Source organism: Aeromonas sp. AE23HZ002T15 (assembly GCF_054165525.2).
In genome coordinates, this window is sequence record NZ_CM201342.1 from 3244736 (window position 1) to 3263883 (window position 19148).

General features: G+C 63.2%; 18 protein-coding genes. 10 read left to right on the forward strand and 8 right to left on the reverse strand.

Going from position 1 to position 19148, the window contains the following annotated elements; all coding sequences use genetic code 11:
• Positions 1-126: 126 nt before the first annotated feature.
• From glnE to ACT5M9_RS15215, 3 genes are all read right to left on the reverse strand, one after another.
• Complete coding sequence (gene glnE / locus ACT5M9_RS15205; RefSeq protein WP_457982315.1) at positions 127-3009, reverse strand: bifunctional [glutamate--ammonia ligase]-adenylyl-L-tyrosine phosphorylase/[glutamate--ammonia-ligase] adenylyltransferase; 2883 nt, start codon at positions 3007-3009, stop codon at positions 127-129.
• Positions 3010-3147: 138 nt separating this feature from the next.
• The gene (locus ACT5M9_RS15210; RefSeq protein WP_457982316.1) at positions 3148-3588 is read right to left on the reverse strand and encodes a GNAT family N-acetyltransferase; all 441 of its coding nucleotides are present in this window, start codon (positions 3586-3588) and stop codon (positions 3148-3150) included.
• A gap of 70 nt (positions 3589-3658) precedes the next feature.
• Positions 3659-4909 carry a methyl-accepting chemotaxis protein gene (locus ACT5M9_RS15215; RefSeq protein WP_457982318.1) on the reverse strand — a complete coding sequence of 417 codons (1251 nt, stop codon included), beginning with the start codon at positions 4907-4909 and terminating at the stop codon, positions 3659-3661.
• 31 nt (positions 4910-4940) lie between these two features.
• Here ACT5M9_RS15215 and ACT5M9_RS15220 point away from each other — a divergent pair, with 31 nt between their 5' ends.
• From ACT5M9_RS15220 to ACT5M9_RS15260, 9 genes are all read left to right on the forward strand, one after another.
• Positions 4941-5762, forward strand: a complete 822-nt coding sequence (locus tag ACT5M9_RS15220; RefSeq protein ID WP_457982319.1) for a potassium channel family protein — start codon at positions 4941-4943, stop codon at positions 5760-5762.
• A 199-nt stretch (positions 5763-5961) separates the two neighbouring features.
• Positions 5962-6567 (forward strand): TIGR04211 family SH3 domain-containing protein, encoded by a 606-nt coding sequence (locus ACT5M9_RS15225; protein ID WP_438549237.1) that lies wholly within the window; start codon positions 5962-5964, stop codon positions 6565-6567.
• A 176-nt stretch (positions 6568-6743) separates the two neighbouring features.
• Positions 6744-7523 carry an NAD(+) diphosphatase gene (gene nudC / locus ACT5M9_RS15230; RefSeq protein WP_457982321.1) on the forward strand — a complete coding sequence of 260 codons (780 nt, stop codon included), beginning with the start codon at positions 6744-6746 and terminating at the stop codon, positions 7521-7523.
• 211 nt (positions 7524-7734) lie between these two features.
• Positions 7735-8802 (forward strand): uroporphyrinogen decarboxylase, encoded by a 1068-nt coding sequence (gene hemE, locus ACT5M9_RS15235; protein ID WP_457982323.1) that lies wholly within the window; start codon positions 7735-7737, stop codon positions 8800-8802.
• Positions 8803-9001: 199 nt separating this feature from the next.
• A complete protein-coding gene (locus ACT5M9_RS15240; protein ID WP_457982325.1) occupies positions 9002-9931 on the forward strand; it encodes an ROK family protein in 930 nt (309 codons plus the stop codon).
• A gap of 49 nt (positions 9932-9980) precedes the next feature.
• On the forward strand, positions 9981-10991 hold the full coding sequence (epd, locus tag ACT5M9_RS15245) for an erythrose-4-phosphate dehydrogenase (RefSeq protein ID WP_457982326.1): 1011 nt from the start codon (positions 9981-9983) through the stop codon (positions 10989-10991).
• A gap of 63 nt (positions 10992-11054) precedes the next feature.
• Positions 11055-12218: a phosphoglycerate kinase gene (locus tag ACT5M9_RS15250; protein WP_438549232.1), complete on the forward strand. Its 1164-nt coding sequence runs from the start codon at positions 11055-11057 to the stop codon at positions 12216-12218.
• A gap of 114 nt (positions 12219-12332) precedes the next feature.
• On the forward strand, positions 12333-13412 hold the full coding sequence (gene fbaA / locus ACT5M9_RS15255; protein WP_349920989.1) for a class II fructose-bisphosphate aldolase: 1080 nt from the start codon (positions 12333-12335) through the stop codon (positions 13410-13412).
• A gap of 221 nt (positions 13413-13633) precedes the next feature.
• Positions 13634-14935, forward strand: coding sequence for an NAD(P)/FAD-dependent oxidoreductase (locus ACT5M9_RS15260; protein ID WP_457982328.1), 1302 nt, complete (start codon positions 13634-13636; stop codon positions 14933-14935).
• Between the two features lie 7 nt (positions 14936-14942).
• On the opposite strand, the gene ACT5M9_RS15265 is transcribed toward ACT5M9_RS15260, so the two are convergent.
• From ACT5M9_RS15265 to cutA, 4 genes are all read right to left on the reverse strand, one after another.
• Positions 14943-15377, reverse strand: a complete 435-nt coding sequence (locus ACT5M9_RS15265; protein WP_457982330.1) for a hypothetical protein — start codon at positions 15375-15377, stop codon at positions 14943-14945.
• A gap of 108 nt (positions 15378-15485) precedes the next feature.
• Complete coding sequence (locus ACT5M9_RS15270; RefSeq protein WP_457982332.1) at positions 15486-15983, reverse strand: GNAT family N-acetyltransferase; 498 nt, start codon at positions 15981-15983, stop codon at positions 15486-15488.
• On the reverse strand, positions 15984-17762 hold the full coding sequence (locus ACT5M9_RS15275) for a protein-disulfide reductase DsbD (protein WP_457982333.1): 1779 nt from the start codon (positions 17760-17762) through the stop codon (positions 15984-15986). It lies immediately after the preceding gene.
• Positions 17759-18076, reverse strand: coding sequence for a divalent-cation tolerance protein CutA (cutA, locus tag ACT5M9_RS15280; RefSeq protein WP_438549227.1), 318 nt, complete (start codon positions 18074-18076; stop codon positions 17759-17761). The genes ACT5M9_RS15275 and cutA overlap by 4 nt, the downstream gene beginning before the upstream one ends.
• A 193-nt stretch (positions 18077-18269) precedes the next feature.
• On the opposite strand from cutA, the gene ACT5M9_RS15285 reads away from it, so the two are divergent.
• On the forward strand, positions 18270-18611 hold the full coding sequence (locus tag ACT5M9_RS15285; RefSeq protein ID WP_457982334.1) for a hypothetical protein: 342 nt from the start codon (positions 18270-18272) through the stop codon (positions 18609-18611).
• 76 nt (positions 18612-18687) lie between these two features.
• On the opposite strand, the gene ACT5M9_RS15290 is transcribed toward ACT5M9_RS15285, so the two are convergent.
• Positions 18688-19125: a PACE efflux transporter gene (locus ACT5M9_RS15290; RefSeq protein ID WP_457982335.1), complete on the reverse strand. Its 438-nt coding sequence runs from the start codon at positions 19123-19125 to the stop codon at positions 18688-18690.
• Between the last annotated feature and the right edge of the window lie 23 nt (positions 19126-19148).

The window sequence follows — 19148 nt, forward strand, 5'->3', positions numbered from 1 at the left end:
TTGGAAACAGGATCCAGCTCACCACTATTGAGAAAGAGGTTAAATATATAGAAAGGTGTTAGGGATCAGTTCAGCATAGAGAGGGCGCCAAGGCGCCCTCTTTTTATTGTTCAAACCGGGGTGATTTCACTCTCCCAGCAGTTGTTGCCAGACCCCCTCGACCAGGCCTCGCTCGGGCAGCAGCTGGTCATCGCGGACCTTGCGGGAGATCTCCGACAGGTTGAGGCGATGGCCGAGGTTGCGGATCTCCAGATAGGCGTGTTTGAGCCCCTCTGCCTGCTCCAGGGTCAAGACCCCCGTCAGCACGCACTCATCGAAGATGCGCACGTTATCGGACCAGCGGGTCAGGGCGTCCGGCTCGCCACTGGCGTGGGCCAGCACCAGGTACTGGGCGATAAATTCGATGTCCACCATGCCGCCGGGAGACTGTTTGAGATCGAACTCCCCCTCGCCGGCCTTGAGCAGGTGATCCCGCATCTTGTGGCGCATCTCCCGCACTTCCTTGGCCAGGGTCGGCAGGTCGCGCTCCTTGGCCAGCACGGCGCGGCGGATCTGGGCAAACTCAGCGATGACGATGTCGTCCCCATAGATGGGGCGGGCCCGCACCAGCGCCTGATGCTCCCAGGTCCAGGCCTCCTGCAACTGGTACTGCTCGTAGGCAGACAGGGATGAGACCAGCAGGCCGGCGTCGCCGGAGGGGCGCAGCCGCATGTCGATCTCATAGAGGATGCCGGACGGGGTGCGGGTGCTGAACAGGTGCAGGATGCGCTGGGCGAGGCGCAGGTAGAACTGGCGGCTGTCGATGGGTTTGCGACCGTCGGTATAGCCGTTGGGGTCGCCGCCGTGCAGGAACACCAGATCCAGATCCGAGCCGTAGCCGAGCTCGATGCCGCCGAGCTTGCCGTAGGCCACCACGGCGAAGCCGCGCCGGTCGCTGCTGACTTCGGGGGGCACGCCGTAGCGCTCACTCATCTGGGTCCAGGCCTGATTGACCACCTCCTCGGTGATGGCCTCCGCCAGCCAGGTGAGGTGATCGCTCACCTTCATCAGCGGCAGGGCGCCGGCGATGTCGGCCGCGACAATGCGCAAGAGTTGCACCTGCTTGAACTGGCGCAGGGCCTCCATCTGCTGCTCCACGTCCTCTTCCGGGATGCGCAGCAGGAACTGGCGCAGCTGGGGCTTGTACTGATCCAGGGGCGTGGGGTGGTAGAGGTGCTGGGGATCCAACAGTTCGTCCAGCAGTATGGGGTAGCGGGCGAGCTGCTCGCTCACCAGGTGGCTGGCGTCGCAGAGCCGAACTAGCTGGCGCAGGGCGGCGGGGTTTTCCGCCAGCAGTTGCAGGTAGGCGCTGCGGGTGAAGATGCGGGTCAGCAGGGTGCAGACTCGCTCGAACAGGCGGGCTGGCTCCTGGCTCGCCACCACCAGCCGCAGCAGCTCGGGCATCAGCCAGTCCAGGGCGATCCGCCCCTGGGGCCCGACCTGGCGGCGCTTGTACTCTTCCTTAAAGCGCAGCAGGGCGGCGCAGAGCGGAGCCGGATCGCTTACCCCCTGGCCGGCCAGCAAGGTCTCCAGTTCGCTGGCGTCCAGCTCGGTACGCCACAGATCGAGCCAGAGTTGCTCCAGGTGGGCGGGGGCCTCCTTCTCTTCCCCCACCACGGCGACGAACTCCAGGTGGACGGTGGCCATTTCCTCATCGAGGTGGGTCATGAAGGTGGGCCAATCGGTAAAGCCCAGAGAGGCGATCAACCGTTGACGATCCCGCTCCTCGGTGGGCAGGGTCTGGGTCTGCTGATCGCCAATCTCCTGCAGTATGTTCTCGACCCGGCGCAGGAAGCGGTAGGCGCCGAGCAGCCGCTCGGTGCGCTCGGGCTCCAGGGCACCGCTCTGGGCGATGGCGGCCAGAGCTTCGGGCAGGTGACGCACCCGCAGGGCAGGCTCACGGCCGCCGCGAATGAGCTGCAGCGCCTGGGCGATAAATTCCACCTCGCGAATACCGCCGGCACCGAGCTTGATGTTGCCCTCCAGCCCCTTGCGGCGCACCTCGGCGGCGATCATCGCCTTCATCTGGCGCAGGCCGTCGATGACCCCGAAGTCGATGTAGCGGCGAAACACGAAGGGGCGTAGCAGCTCGGTGAGGGCCTGGGCGTGCTCACATTGGTTACCCAGCACCCGCGCCTTGACCATGGCGTAGCGCTCCCAGTTGCGGCCATGGTGCTGGTAGTAATCCTCCATGGCGGCAAACGAGATGGCGAGCGGCCCCGCCTCGCCGAAGGGGCGCAGCCGCATGTCGACCCTAAATACCTGGCCGTCGACCGTGCTCTGATGCAGCGCGTTGATCAGCCGCTGGCCGAGCTTGATGAAGAACTGCTGATTCGCGAGCTCCCGCCGCCCGCCGACCGTGTAGCCGTTCTCCGGGAAGGTGAAGATGAGGTCGATGTCGGAGCTGAAGTTCAGCTCGCCGCCGCCGAGCTTGCCCATGCCGAGGATGAGCAGGGGCTGGGGATCCCCGTTGCCATCCACCGGGGTGCCGAGCTCGGCGCACTGTTTGGCGTAGAGCCAGTCACGGGCGCCGCAGATCAGCGCATCCGCCAACTTGGTCAGGTGGACGAAACTCTCCTCCACCTCGGCCTGCCCCAGCAGTTCGCGCCAGGCGATCATCAGCATGCGGCTGCGCCTGAACTGGCGCAGCACCCGCTTGAGCGTCTCCTCATCGTTCACCTCGCCAAGCAGGGCGGCGAGATCCCCCTCGTAGGCAGGCCAGCGTGCTTGCCGTGCGAGATCCCCCGATCCGAGCGTCAGCCCCAGCAGTTCAGGCTGCTTGATAAGGGAATCGGCGATGAAGTCCGAGAGACCGAGCAAGACGAGCAGGGTCTGCTGCTGCTCTTTGGGCAGATCCCCATAGGCCGGGCTCAGGTCGAGCAGCCGTTGCCACTGGCGCCAGGCCTGTTCTTGCAACAAGGGCGGGAGAAGGGGGAGAGACGCTGGGGTGAGAGATGCATGCTGGGCCACGGTAGCCGTCCTTGTGATTCACGGGTCTGCAGAGAAAAGAGAAAACGCCGGCAGCCAATCTATCATCGCCGCGCAGCCCCGTCACAGGTCCGGGGCGAGAAGCTTGATCCGGCGAGGGAAAAGGGTGGCCGGCGTGGCTCAGGGGCGCTGGTAGATCTCGGGATCGTATTTCTCCATCAGGCTCTCCGGCCGGGCAGGGGGCGCGAAGCCAAAGCCGGCGTAGAGTCCATGGGCATCGGCGGTGGCTAACATGAGACGGCGCAGCCCCTGCAACTCTGGGTGGGCGAGGATGGCGCCGATCAACGCCTTGCTGTGACCCCGGCCACGATGGGCAGGCAGCACGAATACGTCGGAGAGATAGCCTAAGGTGGCCCTGTCCGTGATGACCCGGGCGAAGGCGATCTGCTGGCCCGCCAGATAGCCGCCGAAGCAGAGGGAATGGTTGATGGCCCGTTGCACGGTGGCAAATGGAATGCCGGGGCTCCAGTAGGCCTCCTCGGACAGGAAGCGGTGGATGAGCGGCACGTCGAGCCGCCCCTTGTCGTCGCTGATCTCAAGCGCAAGTTCTGTGGTCTGCATCCTGGCTCCTTGCCGTGGCATCAATAAGAAAGGCCCCTTGTGGGGCCTTCAGCGTACCAGATTGATGCCGTCAGGCCAGCTTGAAGGCCTGGATATGCGTGTCCAGAGTCTGGCTGTGGTGCTCCACCAGTTGGGAGGCCTCCTGCAGCTCTCTCAGCACCACCACGGATCCTTCCACCACCTGTTTGACCTGCTCCAGGTTGGCGCTCATCTCCTCGGCCACCGAGCTCTGCTGCTCTGAGGCGGCGGCGATCTGGCGGTTCATGTCCGCCACGCCCTGCACCCGCTGCACTATGGTGGCGAGCTGATCGCCGGCCTGGGTGACCTGTTCCACCCCCTTGTCCGCCTGTTGCACGCTCTCGGCCATCAGGCCGACGGCCTGGCGGGCGTTGCCCTGCAACTGCTCGATCATCTTCTGGATCTCGACGGTGGCGGCCTGGGCCCGGTTCGCGAGTTCCCGCACCTCGGAGGCCACCACGGCGAAACCGCGTCCCGCCTCACCGGCACGGGCGGCCTCGATGGCGGCGTTCAGGGCCAGCAGGTTGGTCTGCTCGGAGATGCCGCGGATGGTGTCCACCACCGAGCCGATGCGATCCACCCCGTGTTCCACCTCGTTGACCACGGTGGAGGAGCGCTGGATGTTGCCGGACAGGGTGTCTATGGTGTTGACGGTGGCGGCCACGCAGCGGCTGCCCTCCTCGGCCAGCGCACTGGCGTCGGCGGTGGCGTGGGAGGCCTGCTCCGCATGGGCCGCCACCTCGCGAATGGCACCGACCATCTGGCTCATGGCGCTCGCCAGCTGCTCTATCTGGGTGAACTCTTCATTGATCGCCTCGTTCGCCTCCTCCATGCAGAGGGTCACCTGGGAGGCGATGTCGTTGAGCTCCTTGCAGGCGACGCGCTGGGTGCCGAACACCTCCTTGAGGTTCTCCTGGGAGTGGGCGACCGCCTTGGCGATGTCACCGAACTCGTCGCGGGACTTGAGCAGCACGCTGTGGCTGAGATCCTTGCGGGCGAAACGCTCGAGCAGCCCTACCAGGTAGTGCACCTGTTTGACCATGAGGCGGGAGCCGGTCAGCAGCAGGATGACGAAGAGCACCCCCATCAGGGCCGTCTCCATCAGCCCGGTCCAGAGCAGGCGATCGGAGATGGCATTGGCCTTGGTGGCCTCTATGCCCTCGGCCAGCAGGGTGGCCTCCAGGTTGCTGGCATCGAACCAGAGCTTGACCAGCAACAGGAGGGTGCTGAACACCATGAGCAACACCACCTTGGGTACCAGACGGATATTGCTCATGCGCCGTTCCAGCGAGTTCAACTGCATAATCTTTCTCCTTTCAACGTCCATTTTTCCTTTGTCGTCATGGCTATCGGCATTATCTTCCTTTTTGTTACTTGGCACTGCGTTTAAAGTTGGAAATTGTATGCGACATCACTTAAGTCACCTGCGCGCCATGGATCTGCTGATGGCGTTTCTGTCGGTGATCTCCGTCACCCTGGTCTGCGCCCGTTGGTGGGGGCATGGGGATCTGAGCCCCCAGACCCGGCAGCTGTTCTATGACCTCGACAGCCTCATCTGCTATTTCTTCCTCGCCCACTTCGCCTATGGCTGGGTGCGGGCCCCGGATCGGATGGCCTTCTTCAAGGCGAACTGGTTCTATCTGCCGGGCAGCCTGCCCATGGTGGAGCAGCTGCGCTGGGCGCGACTGATCCAGCTGTGGCGGGTCTATCAACTGATCCGCAACGGGCCGGATCTGCTCGGCATGTTCCGCCGCGAGCGCAACGAGACCACGCTGTCCGGCATACTGTTCCTGTTCTTCCTGCTGCTGGGGGTGGGATCCGGCGTCATCTACTGGCTGGAGGCGGGCCATCCGGGTAGCGAGATCCAGACGCCCTATGACGCCTTCTGGTGGACGCTCGTCACCCTATCTACCGTGGGGTACGGGGATCTGGTGCCCAAGACGGAGGAGGGGCGTTTCGCCGCCAGCCTGCTCATCCTGTTCGGGGTCGGTCTGTTCGGCGCCATCAGCGGTTTCATGGCCAGCCTGTTCGTGCGCCCGGGCAAGACGAGCGATGAGGAGGGTCAGTGGCAGCGCAGGCAGATCGAGCAGCAGGATCAGTTGCTGCAAGAGCTCAAAGCGCTGCGGGAAGAGGTCAGGTCGCTGAGGCAGCGCTAGGGGTTGCCATCGGCGTCAGTAGAGACCTGCTCTTCGGCTGGCGCCCGCGGCGGCGTCTGGAATGGTCGCGTGGCGGTGAGGGCAAGATGCGAGCCAGCTCGCAGGGCGGGGGAGGGCAGCTTTCTTTGCTTGTCCTTTGACCCGCCAGCAGCTTAACATTCCGCCTGTCACCTAACTCAACGAAGAGAATCGATCGACCATGCGCGCCCTTCTCGGGATTTTGATCTGCTTGTGTGCCCAACAGGCACTGGCCGATACCCGTTATGTTTCAGACAACATCTTTACCTATATCCACAACGGCCCGGGCACCCAGTACCGGATCCTCGGCAGCGTCAAGGCCGGTGAACCCCTGGAGGTCAAGACGGTCAACAACGAGGCTGGCTTCACCCAGGTGGTGGATGGTCGTGGCCGCGAAGGCTGGATCAAGAACAGCGAGCTGCAGGGCCAGATCAGCCTGCGCGAGCGCCTGCCCCAGGTGGAAAAAGAGCTGGAAGAGGCCAAGGCCCGTCTGCTGAACCTCAACGGCGACAACGAGCGTCGTTTCGCCGAGAAGGATGGCAAGATCGCCGAGCAGACCCAGGAGATCGCCAGCCTGAAGGCGAAGCTCAACAGCCAGGGCAGCGAAATAGGGGACCTCAAGGAGCAGAACGAGGCCCTGACTCAAAGCTACGACAACCAGGAGCACGACATGCAGATGGACTGGTTCATCCGCGGTGGCGCCATGGTGGGGGGCGGCATCCTGCTGGGCATCTTGCTGCCCATGTTGCCGCGTCGTCGCAAGAGCAGCGAACGCTGGATGAACTGATCCGGCTGGATATTTGAAGAGAAAGGGTCGCCATGGCGGCCCTTTTTGTATGGCGCATCCTCCGGAGCGCAGCCTTCCCGTACCATGTCGGGGGTCGCCATGAGGGGCGCCCGGTCGTAAGATAAAGCCCACTTGTCCGTGCCTCGCACGCCCTTCTCAACGAGAGTCTTCACCTTATGTCATCGACCGAACAGGCCCGCTGGTTCGTGCTGGGGGGCGATCACCTCGTCCTGCTGGATCCGCAGGGGCAGATCCCGCAAGGCCTTCGCAGTGAGCTTCCCACCCCGTTGCAGGACGCGCCGTTCGAGCGCTTCGACGACTGGGATGGCGAGCCCTGCTACCTGCTGGATCTGGGGGAAGAGGCCGACACCTCGGCCATGACGGGCCTGCGCCAGCTGATGGTGGCCGGGGACGAGGAGGGCTTTCGCCTCGCGGGCCGCGCCTGGCAACTCGCCACCTTCCGCCGCAGCCACCGCTTCTGCGGCGAGTGCGGTGCCCCCATGACCCCGAAGGCGGGGGAGTGGGCCCAAGAGTGTGAGCAGGGGCACCTGGTCTACCCGCGCATCTCCCCCTGCATCATAGTCGCGGTGCGCAAGGGGCCTGCCATCCTGCTGGCGGCTCACCGTCGCCACTATCAGGCGGACGATCCCATGTATACGGTGCTGGCCGGCTTCGTGGAGGCCGGGGAGAACCTGGAGCAGTGCGTGGCGCGGGAGGTGTTCGAGGAGAGTGGCATACGGGTGCACAACGTGCGCTATGTGGCGAGCCAACCCTGGCCCTTCCCCCACAGCCTGATGATGGGCTTCACCGCCGACTACCAGAGCGGCGAGATCAAGGTGCAGGACGAGGAGCTGGTGGCCGCTGACTTCTTCCTGGCCGAGGCGCTGCCCCGCCTGCCGCCTCACGGCACGATCGCGCGGCGGCTCATCGAGCTGTGCCTCGCAGACGAGGTGTAAGAGGCAAGGGGATCAAGAGGTTGTTCGTGCAGCGCCGCGCCGAATGAGGCGGCGTGACAGGCGAGGGGATCAAGGGGATGGGGGGCGCTTGTTTGCGCCCCTTCACATCTTTGCGCTCCGATGGCGCCGCCGCGCGTTTGGGCCGCCCTAAGCCCCACACAAAGTGGTATCATATCCGCCATTTTATGCGTGAGATGAGCCAGGAACTGGGATGAAAGAGCTGAAAAACGATCGATACCTGCGCGCCCTGCTGCGCCAGGAAGTGGACATGACCCCGGTATGGATGATGCGTCAGGCTGGCCGCTACCTGCCGGAATACAAGGCAACCCGCGCCGTCGCGGGGGATTTCATGTCCCTGTGCCGCAACGCCGAGCTGGCCTGCGAGGTCACCCTGCAGCCCCTGCGCCGCTATCCGCTCGATGCCGCCATCCTCTTCTCCGACATCCTGACCGTGCCCGACGCCATGGGGCTCGGCCTCTACTTCGAGCACGGCGAAGGCCCGCGCTTCGAGCGCCCCATCAAATCCATGGCCGACGTGCAGGCCCTGCCCATTCCGGATCCGGAAGACGAGCTCGGCTACGTGATGAATGCGGTGCGCACCATACGCCGCGAGCTCAAGGGCGAAGTGCCGCTGATCGGTTTCTCCGGCAGCCCCTGGACCCTGGCCACCTACATGGTGGAGGGGGGCAGCTCCAAGGCGTTCACCAAGATCAAGCAGATGATGTACGCCGAGCCCCTGACCCTGCACCTCTTGCTGGACAAGCTGGCGGACAGCGTGATCGCGTATCTGAACGCCCAGATCAGGGCCGGCGCCCAGTCGGTCATGGTGTTCGACACCTGGGGCGGCGTGCTGACCCCGCGGGATTACCGCGACTTCTCCCTGCAGTACATGCACAAGATCGTCGATGGCCTCATTCGCGAGCACGACGGTCGCCGGGTGCCGGTGACCCTGTTCACCAAGAACGGCGGCCAGTGGCTGGAGCAGATCGCCGCCACAGGTTGCGATGCCCTTGGCCTGGACTGGACCACGGACATAGCCGATGCCAAGCGCCGGGTCGGTGACAAGGTGGCGCTGCAGGGCAACATGGACCCCTCCATGCTCTACGCCGCCCCCGAGCGCATTCGCGAAGAGGTCGCCACCATCCTCGCCGGTTTCGGTCAGGGTAACGGTCACGTCTTCAACCTGGGCCACGGCATCCATCAGGATGTGGATCCGGAGCACGCCGGCGTGTTTGTGAACGCGGTGCACGAGCTGTCCGCCCAGTACCACGGTCGCTAAGGTAATAAAACTGTATGACGACGGGGCCTGCTGGCCCCGTTTTGCTGTCCGCAGCAAAGAGCCGATGGGGGGCGCAGTTAGTGGGGATTACGCCCGGGCCCTGGCTCGGGTTACACTGCTGCACCGGTGACCCGGGGTCACACACAAGACAAGCCGGCTCGCCCTGATTGGAGGGAGCCCGGACATGGCAGGAGGCAGAATGAGCAAGGGTTCTTGGGATTGGGGCATAGACCTTGGCGGGACCAAGTGCGAGTGCGTGGTGCTGGACGGTGACGAGGTGCTGCTGCGACATCGCATCCCCACCGAACGCCGCGGCGGCTATCAGCACATGATCGGCCAGATTGCCAAGCTGGTGGACGAGTGTGCCGAGAAACTCGGCCAACGCCCCACCGTCATCGGCATGGGCACCCCGGGGGCGCGGGATCCCCAGACCGGCCTGATGAAGAACTGCAACACCACCGAGCTCAACGACAAGCCGTTCAAGGAAGATCTGGAACGCAGGCTGGGTGTGCCCGTGCTGATCGCCAACGACGCCAACTGCTTCGCCCTGGCGGAGACCCACCTCGGGGCCGTGCGCCAGCATCATCCCGATGCCAAGGTGGTGTTCGGCATCATCATGGGCACGGGTGTCGGCTCCGGCATCGTCATCAACGGCCAGATCCTCAACGGCCACCACGGCATCGCCGGGGAGTGGGGTCACAACGTGCTCTCCCCCGACGGCCCCGAGTGCTATTGCGGCAAGCGCGGCTGCGTCGAGACCTTCATCAGCGGCCCGGCCCTGGAGGCCTGGTACGAGGCCAAGGCCAAGCGCCATCTGTCGCTGGCCCAGATAGCGGCGGCGAGCGCCCACGATCACGTGGCCAAACTCACCCTGGACCGCCTGCATCTGTTGTTTGGCCAGGCGCTTGCCAACGTGGTCAACATCCTGGATCCGGACGTCATCGTCATCGGCGGCGGGGTCGGCAATGTGCAGAGCCTCTACAGCGTGGGCCGTCAGACCGTGCTGCCCTTCCTGTTCAACCCCCGCTTCGCCACCCCCATCATAGCGCCGGCCCTGGGTGACAGCGCCGGGGTGTTCGGGGCAGCACTGCTGGCCCGTGGCGTCTTCAAGGATGCCCTGCTGTCGTGAGCCAGCCATCGACCTCATCCCCTGTCGCCGTCAAAGACACGGAGTTTTCATGATCAAGATTGCCATCAACGGGTACGGCCGCATCGGCCGCAACGTACTGCGGGCCCTCTACGAGAGCGGCCGCGACAACAACATCAAGATAGTGGCCATCAACGAGCTGGCGGCCCCCGAGGCCATGGTGCACCTCACCCGCTTCGACACCAGCCACGGCCGCTTCCACCATCCGGTGCAGCTCGCGGGTCACAGCATGCTGGTGGGGGAGGATCTCATACCGCTGTTCGCCGAGCGGGATCCGGCCAGGCTGCCCTGGCGGGCGCTGGGGGTGGACGTGGTGCTCGATTGCACCGGGGTCTTCGGCTCAAGGGCGGATGCGGAGCTGCATCTGGCGGCGGGGGCCCGCAAGGTGCTCTTCTCCCATCCGGCGGATGCGGACGTGGACGCCACCATAGTCTACGGGGTGAATCACCAGACCCTGACGGGGCGGGAGCGGATCGTCTCCAACGCCTCCTGCACCACCAACTGCGTGGTGCCGGTGATAGAAACATTGCATCGAGAATTCGAGATCAATTGTGGTACTATTACGACAATTCATTCGGCCATGCACGATCAGCAAGTCATCGACGCCTACCACAGTGACTTGCGCAGAACCCGGGCAGCCAGCCAGTCCATCATCCCGGTGGACACCAAGCTGGCAAAGGGGTTGGAGCGTATCCTTCCCCACTTCGCCGGCAAGTTCGAGGCGATCGCGGTGCGGGTGCCGACCATTAACGTCACGGCGATGGATCTCAGCATCACTGTTCGTAAAAAAGTGACAGTTAGTGACGTAAATCAAGCCCTGCAACGGGCATCCAGAGGTACATTAAGCGGTATTCTGGATTACACGGAAGAGCCTTTGGTCTCCGTAGACTTTAATCATGATGCACACTCCTGCATCATCGATGGTACCCAGACCCGGGTGAGCGATGCCAACCTCGTCAAGATGTTGATGTGGTGTGATAACGAATGGGGCTTCGCGAATCGGATGCTGGATACCACCCGGGCCATGATGGCCGCAGGCTGAGAGCCTGCACGGGTGCAAGGTTACTGTTTTTTTAACATTACCTGAAAATATAGAGGACTGAATATGTCTGTTATCAAGATGACCGACCTGGATCTGGCGGGTAAACGCGTCCTGATCCGTGCTGACCTGAACGTGCCGGTAAAAGACGGCAAGGTCACTTCCGATGCACGTATCGTCGCTACCCTGCCGACCATCAAGCTGGCTCTGGAAAAGGGCGCCAAGCTGATGATCACCTCCCACCTGGGTCGTCCGACCGAGGGTGAATACAACGAAGAATTCTCCCTGGCTCCGGTTGTCAACTATCTGAAAGACGCACTGTCCTGCCCGGTCCGTCTGGCCAAAGACTACCTGGATGGCGTAGAAGTCGCCGCCGGTGAACTGGTTGTGCTGGAAAACTGCCGCTTCAACAAGGGCGAGAAGAAGAACACCGAAGAGCTGGCCAAAAAATACGCCGCCCTGTGTGACGTCTTCGTAATGGATGCATTCGGTACCGCTCACCGCGCCGAAGGTTCCACCTACGGTGTGGCCCAGTTCGCCCCCGTTGCCTGTGCTGGCCCCCTGCTGGCCGGTGAACTGGAGGCCTTGGGCAAGGCCATGCTGAAGCCCGAGCGCCCCATGGTCGCCATCGTCGGCGGCTCCAAGGTCTCCACCAAACTGACCGTGCTGGAATCCCTCTCCAAGATCGCTGACCAGCTGGTGGTCGGTGGCGGCATCGCCAACACCTTCATCGCCGCTGCCGGTCACAACGTCGGCAAGTCCCTGTGCGAGCACGATCTGATCGACACCGCCAAGAAGCTGGCCGCCGAGACCAACATCCCGGTGACCACCGACGTGGTCGTGGGTGCCGAGTTCTCCGAATCCACTCCGGCCACCATCAAGTCCGTCGCTGACGTGACCGATGGCGACATGATCTTCGACATCGGCCCGGATTCCGCCAAGGCCCTGGCCGACATCATCATGAACGCCAAGACCATTCTGTGGAACGGCCCGGTCGGCGTGTTCGAGTTCGACCAGTTCGCCGCAGGCACCAAGGTGATCGCCGAAGCCATCGCCGCTTCCCCGGCCTTCTCCATCGCTGGCGGTGGTGACACCCTGGCCGCCATCGACAAGTTCGGCATCGCCGACAAGGTCTCCTACATCTCCACCGGCGGCGGCGCCTTCCTGGAGTTCGTAGAAGGTAAGGTACTGCCGGCCGTGGCGATTCTGGAACAGCGCGCCAAAGCCTAATTGACCCGGAACGGGGGGCAAAAGCCTCCCGTTTCGTTTATCATGTGACCGCTGTGCCGGTTCGTGATGAACCCCCATTTTTTATTAACGGCATACGAGACAGGACGATTTAACATGTCTAAGAAAATTTTCGACTTCGTGAAACCCGGTGTACTGACTGGTGATGACGTACAAAAAGTGTTCGCCATCGCCAAAGAGAACGGCTTCGCTCTGCCAGCCGTCAACTGCGTCGGTACTGACTCTGTCAACGCTGTACTGGAAGCGGCCGCCAAGGTCAAAGCGCCGGTCATCGTTCAGTTCTCCAACGGGGGTGCCGTATTCACCGCCGGTAAGGGCCTGAAGCTGGAAGGTCAGCAAGCTGCCATCCTGGGTGCCATCTCCGGCGCCAAGCACGTGCACGCCGTTGCCGAAGCCTATGGTGTCCCCGTGATCCTGCACACCGACCACGCCGCCAAGAAGCTGCTGCCGTGGATCGACGGTCTGCTGGATGCCGGTGAGAAGCACTTCGCCGAAACCGGCAAGCCGCTGTTCTCCTCCCACATGCTGGATCTGTCCGAAGAGTCTCTGGAAGAGAACATCGACATCTGCTGTGAGTACCTGGTACGCATGGCCAAGATGAACATGACTCTGGAGCTGGAACTGGGTTGCACCGGCGGCGAAGAAGACGGTGTGGACAACAGCCACATGGATCAGTCCGCCCTGTACACCCAGCCGGAAGACGTGGCCTACGCCTACGAGCGTCTGTCCAAGATCAGCCCGCGCTTCACTATCGCTGCCTCCTTCGGCAACGTGCACGGTGTCTACAAGCCGGGTAACGTCAAGCTGACCCCGTCCATCCTGGACGCTTCCCAGAAATACGTTTCCGAGAAGTTCGGTCTGCCGGCCAAGTCCCTGGACTTCGTATTCCACGGTGGTTCAGGTTCCACTCTGGAAGAGATCCGCGAATCCATCTCCTACGGCGTGGTGAAGATGAACATCGACACCGACACCCAGTGGGCGACCTGGGAAGGTATTCTGGGCTTCTACAAAACCAACGAAGCCTACCTGCAGGGCCAGCTGGGCAACCCGGAAGGCGCCGACAAGCCGAACAAGAAGTTCTACGATCCGCGCGTATGGCTGCGTGCCGGTCAGACTTCCATGATCGCGCGTCTGGAGAAAGCCTTCTCCGACCTGAACGCCATCAACGTACTGTAATCAGTACCGAGATCGCAGAAAAAGGCGCCTCATGGCGCCTTTTTTATTGCGCGGCTGGCAGGGCGGATCGCGGATGGCCGGCCTCGCACAAAGGTGTCCTTCGGGACACCTTTTGCATTTCTGTGATCCGGGCGGGCTGGCATGGCATCCTGGGGCTGGGTATTATCGATGACGAAACGTTTAATTTAGTAAACGAATGCAACCAAGGCAGGATGCTGAGCATGCAGACAGGAAGACATGGACATCAGGAGCACGTGGCCTCCTATTACGCGGCGACCCGCAACGATCATCAGCAGTGGCCCGAACTCGGCGGCGAGCTGGATGCCGATGTCTGCATCATCGGTGGCGGCTTCACCGGCCTCAACACCGCCATCAACCTGGCCGAGGCGGGCTACAAGGTGGCCCTGCTGGAGGCGAACCGCATCGGCTGGGGGGCCTCCGGTCGCAACGGGGGTCAGCTCATCCGCGGCATCGGCCACGACACCAGCCAGTTTGCCCGCTGGATAGGGGAAGACGGGGTGCGGGAGCTGGATCTGATGGGGTTGGAGGCGGTGCAACTGGTGCGCCAGCGCATCGAGCGCTTCAACATCGACTGCGACCTGCGCTGGGGCTATTGCGATCTCGCCACCAAGGCGCGCCACCTGGCAGGCTTCGAGGAGGAGCTGGCTCATCTGGCGAGCCTGGGTTACCAGCATGAGACCAGGCTGGTGCCCAAGGGCGATATGCACTCTGTGGTGGGGTCGGATCGCTACATCGGCGGCATGATCGACATGGGCTCTGGCCACCTGCATCCCCTCAACCTGGCCCTCGGCGAGGCGCGTGCCGCCGCCGGCCTGGGGGTCTCCCTGTTCGAGCACTCCAGGGTGATCAACATCGAGTACGGGGACAAGGCGCAGGTCACCACGGCCCACGGCCGGATCAGCGCCCGCTATCTGGTGATCGGTTGCAACGCCTATCTCAATGATCTCAACCCAGAGCTGGGGGGCAAGGTGCTACCGGCGGGCTCCTACATACTCGCCACCGAGGTGCTGGAGAAGCGGCTTCGCCAGCGGCTGTTGCCACAGAACATGGCGGTGTGCGATCAGAACGTGGCGCTGGACTACTACCGGCTCTCCGCCGACGGTCGCCTGCTGTTTGGGGGCGCCTGCAACTATTCCGGCCGTGACCCCCGCGATATAAAGGCCTTTATGTTGCCCAAGCTGCTGCGGGTCTTCCCGGAGCTCGCGGATACCGCCATCGAGTTCCAGTGGGGGGGTATGATAGGGATAGGGGCCAACCGATTGCCCCAGATAGGCCGATTGCAGAGCCACCCCAATGTGTTCTACGCCCAGGCCTATTCGGGGCACGGTCTCAACGCCACCCACATGGCGGCCAAGCTGGTGGCGGAGGCGATCAAGGGGGAGAGTCGGGGCTTCGACCTGTTCAGCCGGGTGCCCCACATGACCTTCCCGGGGGGCCCCTCCCTGCGCTCGCCACTGCTGGCGCTGGGGATGCTGTGGTACCGGCTGAAGGATCTGCTGTAAGGGGGGCTCAGGAGGCGGGGCTGTCCTGGGTCTGGCCCGGCTCGGCCAGGCGCCAGCCCTGCTCCGTCTTCATCATCCAGATCTCGCGCTCCTGCGCCAGAGCCTGACCGGCCTCGAACTCGCCGTATTTGCGCTCAAGTTCCATCAGCCCCATCTCCTGCTGGAAGGGGCCGACTCGGTCGTAGACGAGATCTTCGTCGTGCAGGATCTGCAACTGCTCCAGCCCCTGCTTGAAATGCAGCTGGTAGCCCACTCGGACCAGATAGACCCCCTCCATCCGCTCTTCCTTGCCGAGCACGGCGAAGTCACTGATATCAAACAAATTGGCGTCGGTATCGGCCTGGAGTTTGGCGGTCACCTGACTCTGGATAGCCTCTTCACCTGGACCCGCATCACAGCCATAGAGCCAGCAGGCGAGCAGGGGGATGAACCACTTTTTCATCGAAACTCCGGATGATGCGAGACAGGAGGGGCAAAGTTTGCCACGGCGCCGGACAGATACAAGGGATGCTCAGAAAAATCGGCGGCCAGGGTGAAGCGCCGCCCCGGCTCAGGGGCGTGCAATGGCGCGGCTCATGACCAGGGTATCGCCGCTGAACCCGGCGATCCGCTTGCTACCCACCTGCTGGAAGCCGTGCCTGGTCCAAAAGTGCAGGGCGGGCAGGTTGGTCTCGATGACCCCGAGTCGCATGGCGGTGCAACCCCAGTTGGCCGCCATCTCAATGAGACGCTGGACCAGCTCGCTGCCGATCCCTCGTCCCTGCCAGGACTCTTTCAAGAGCAGCAGGCCGAGATAGGCCGTCTGCTCATCGGGATAGCCGCGGACAAGATCGACGCAGCCCAGCAGTTCCCCCCCTTCCAGCACCGCCAGCACAAACTTGTCATCTTCCCCGATACCCGGCGGGCAGACCCTGAGTATCTCCAGGGCGTCTGCAGGGTCGGGGGCCTTGCCCTCGGTCAGCCAGCAGTAGGCGGGGGCCGCCAGCACGACCTCCTCCAGCCACAATATGTGATTCGGATTGGCCGATGTCAGGCGCAGCAGCTCCATCTAGCGCAGCTTGTCGAGCTGGCCCAGGAACTCGCTCGGCCCCATGAAGCCGGTCACCCGCTGGCCACTCACCTCGTTGCTGTCCCGATCGAAGAAGATCAGGGTCGGCAGCCCCAGCACGTTCAGACCGTTGAGCAGTTCGACGTCGGCGTCGTCGTTGGCGGTGACATCCGCCTGCAGCAGCACCATGTCGGCAAAGCGCGCCTGCACCTCGGGATCCCTGAAGGTCTTGTGTTCGAACTCCTTGCAGGCCACGCACCAGTCGGCATAGAGATCCAGCAGCACCGGCTTGCCGCGGGCGGCACCGAGCTGGCTCTTGAGGTCATCCAGGGTCTTGATGCGAATAAACTGCGCCGCCTCGGCTTTGGGGCCGGCCGAGACGTGTTGGCCCGGCAGCAGCAGATCCCTGGCCACCACCACGGCCCCCATCATGGCCAGCAGCAGGGCGAAGCCGCACAGGCTCTTGCCTACCGAGTGGGCGCGATGCTGGTTGTGGTGATAGAGGTAGGCGCACAGCGCCAGCCCCCACACCAGCCAGGCCAGAGTCGTTAGATCGTCGCTCCATAGCCGGGAGAGCAGCAGCACAGGCACCGCCAGCAGGGCAAAGCCGAACAGCTGCTTGATCACATCCATCCAGGCGCCGGCCCTGGGCAGCAGCTTGCCTCCCGAGGTGCCGAGCAGCAGCAGGGGCAGCCCCATGCCCAAGGAGAGGGCGTAGAGGGCGGCGGCACCGAGCCAGAGATCGCCGCTCTGGGCCACGTAGATGAGGGCGCCGGAGAGCGGCGCCGTGGTGCAGGGGGAACAGACCAGGCCGGAGATCATGCCCATGATGCCGACCCCGACCACGGATCCCCCCTGCTGGCGGTTGGAGAGGCCGGAGAGCCGGGTCTGCAGGCTGCTCGGCAGCTGCAGGGTATAGAGCCCGAACATGGAGAGGGCCAGCAGCACGAACATGATGGATAGACCGATCAGCACATAGGGGTGTTGCAGGGCGGCCTGGAACTGCAAGCCCGCCGAGGCGACCACCAGGCCGAGCAATGTGTAGGTGATGGCCATGCCCTGCACATAGACGAAGGAGAGCAGGAAGGCGCGGCGGGTGGAGAGGCGCTCACCGGCGCCGGCTATGATGCCGGTCAGTATGGGATACATGGGGAAGACGCAGGGGGTGAAGGCGAGCCCCAGCCCCAGGGCGAAGAAGGCGGCGATGCTGAGCCAGAAGCCCTGGTTGCCGAGGGCGGCCGCCAGCTGATCCTGCTGGCTGCTGGCGGGGGCGCTGGCGACGTCGGCACCGGTCTCGTTCATATCGGTGGCGGTGCTGGCCGCCAAGGGCTGCACCTCGACCCGCTGGTCGGTCGGCGGATAACAGAGCCCCTCGGTGCAACCCTGATAGCTGACGGTGAGGCTGGCCCCCTGGCCCGCCTCGGTCAGGGTGAGGGGGATCTGCACCTCCCGGTAATAGACCCGGGTCTTGCCGAAGAAGTCGTCCTCGTGCTCGGTACCGGCGGGCAGTTCGGGCTCCTGGAAGCTGAGGTTCTCCCCCTTGAAGCTGAAACGGTGGCGATAGAGGTAGTAGCCATCGGCGATGTGCAGGGTCAGCCGCAGCTGGTTGCCCTGCTGGGTGCTCTGGAGGCTGAAGGCCTCATCGACTTTCAGAAACTTGGGGGGGGAGCTCGCCTCGATGCCGAGGCTGCTCAGCAGATCCTGGCTGGCGGCCTGGACCGGAGGGGCGAGCAGGCTGAGCAGGAGCAGCAGGGGGGTGAGCAGGGATGTCAGCTTCATGCCGTCTCTCCGGCCAGCCAGTCGAGATAGGGCTGATGGCCGAGACTGACGGGCAGCGCCAGGATCTCCGGCACCTCGTAGGGGTGCAGCTCGAGGATGCAGTGGCGCAGGGGCTCGAACAGGGCGGCGCTGGACTTGATGATGAGCTGGATCTCCCGGGCACGTTCGATCTGCCCCTGCCAGCGATAGACTGAGGTGAGCCCGGGCAGCTGGTTGATGCAGGCGGCGAGGCGTCGGCTCAACAGCTGATCGCAGATACGGTCGGCGCTGGCCTCATCTGGACAGGTGCAGAGCACTAAAATAGCGTCGGTCATGGCGTGAAAATCTCGTTTTAAGGGGGTGAAACAGGCCCATAAACCAGCGGTTACTATACCTAGCACCGGCATAAATAGCACCCGCCGTGCATGTCCCGATGCGGGAGAAAATAAGTGCTCTGTCCGAGATAGACGCTGTGAAAAGGAGAGGGCAAAATGGGCTGGCTTATTCCCATTTTACGTAAGGAAATGTATGACCCAACAGAATGAGCAGCAGAGAAACCGCATGTTGAGCCTGTTGCGTGAGGGCGAGCGCCGCATGCTGGTGCAACTGTCCGGTCTGCTGCGTACCAGCGTCGATGAGATCAACGCCGAGCTGGAGAAAGAGGAGCTGCTGTCTGCTCTGGAACAGCCCATCACGGTGGAGTATCTGAGCGGCGTGGTGCAGCATCATCTGTTCGAGCGCCTGCACAAGGGTGACATGGTGGCGGCTCAGCGCATGCTGAACCAGTACCAGAGCGATCTCGAGGCCATGCTGAAACAGGAAGCGGGGCAAGACGAGACCCCCGTCGAAGAGGCGAAGGCCGGGGCCTGATCCCCACCCGACCCCCACCAGCACCATCATGCCTGCCGCATGATGGTGCCTCGTTACCTCATTGGAAATGCCCTTCTCAGTTCATCACCCGCTGCGCCGGCTGGCCCGGGATGGGGAACACCTTGTCATAGCTCCAGTTGTAGACGAAGGCATAGACCAGGTAGAAGAGCACGAAGCCCAGATCCAGTATCAGTGCCTCCAGCAGACCGATGTTGAGCCACCAGGACATCACCGGCAGCGCCACCAGCAGTAACCCCCCTTCGAAGCCAAAGGTATGCAGCACCCGTTGCCACAGCGACTTGTGGGTATGGCCCTGATAGCGCAGCAGCAGCTTGTCCACCCCTATGTTGTAGACATAGTTCCAGACGGTGGCGACCACCGAGAAGAACAGGGCCAGGGGCCCCATGTGATTGAGGCCGACACCGGTGACCCAGCTCGCCAGCGGGGCGGCGATCAGCAGACCAATCAGTTCGAAACCGATGGCATGACGCAGGCGATCACGAGTATTACGCATCTTTCATGTCTCCATTTATCGTT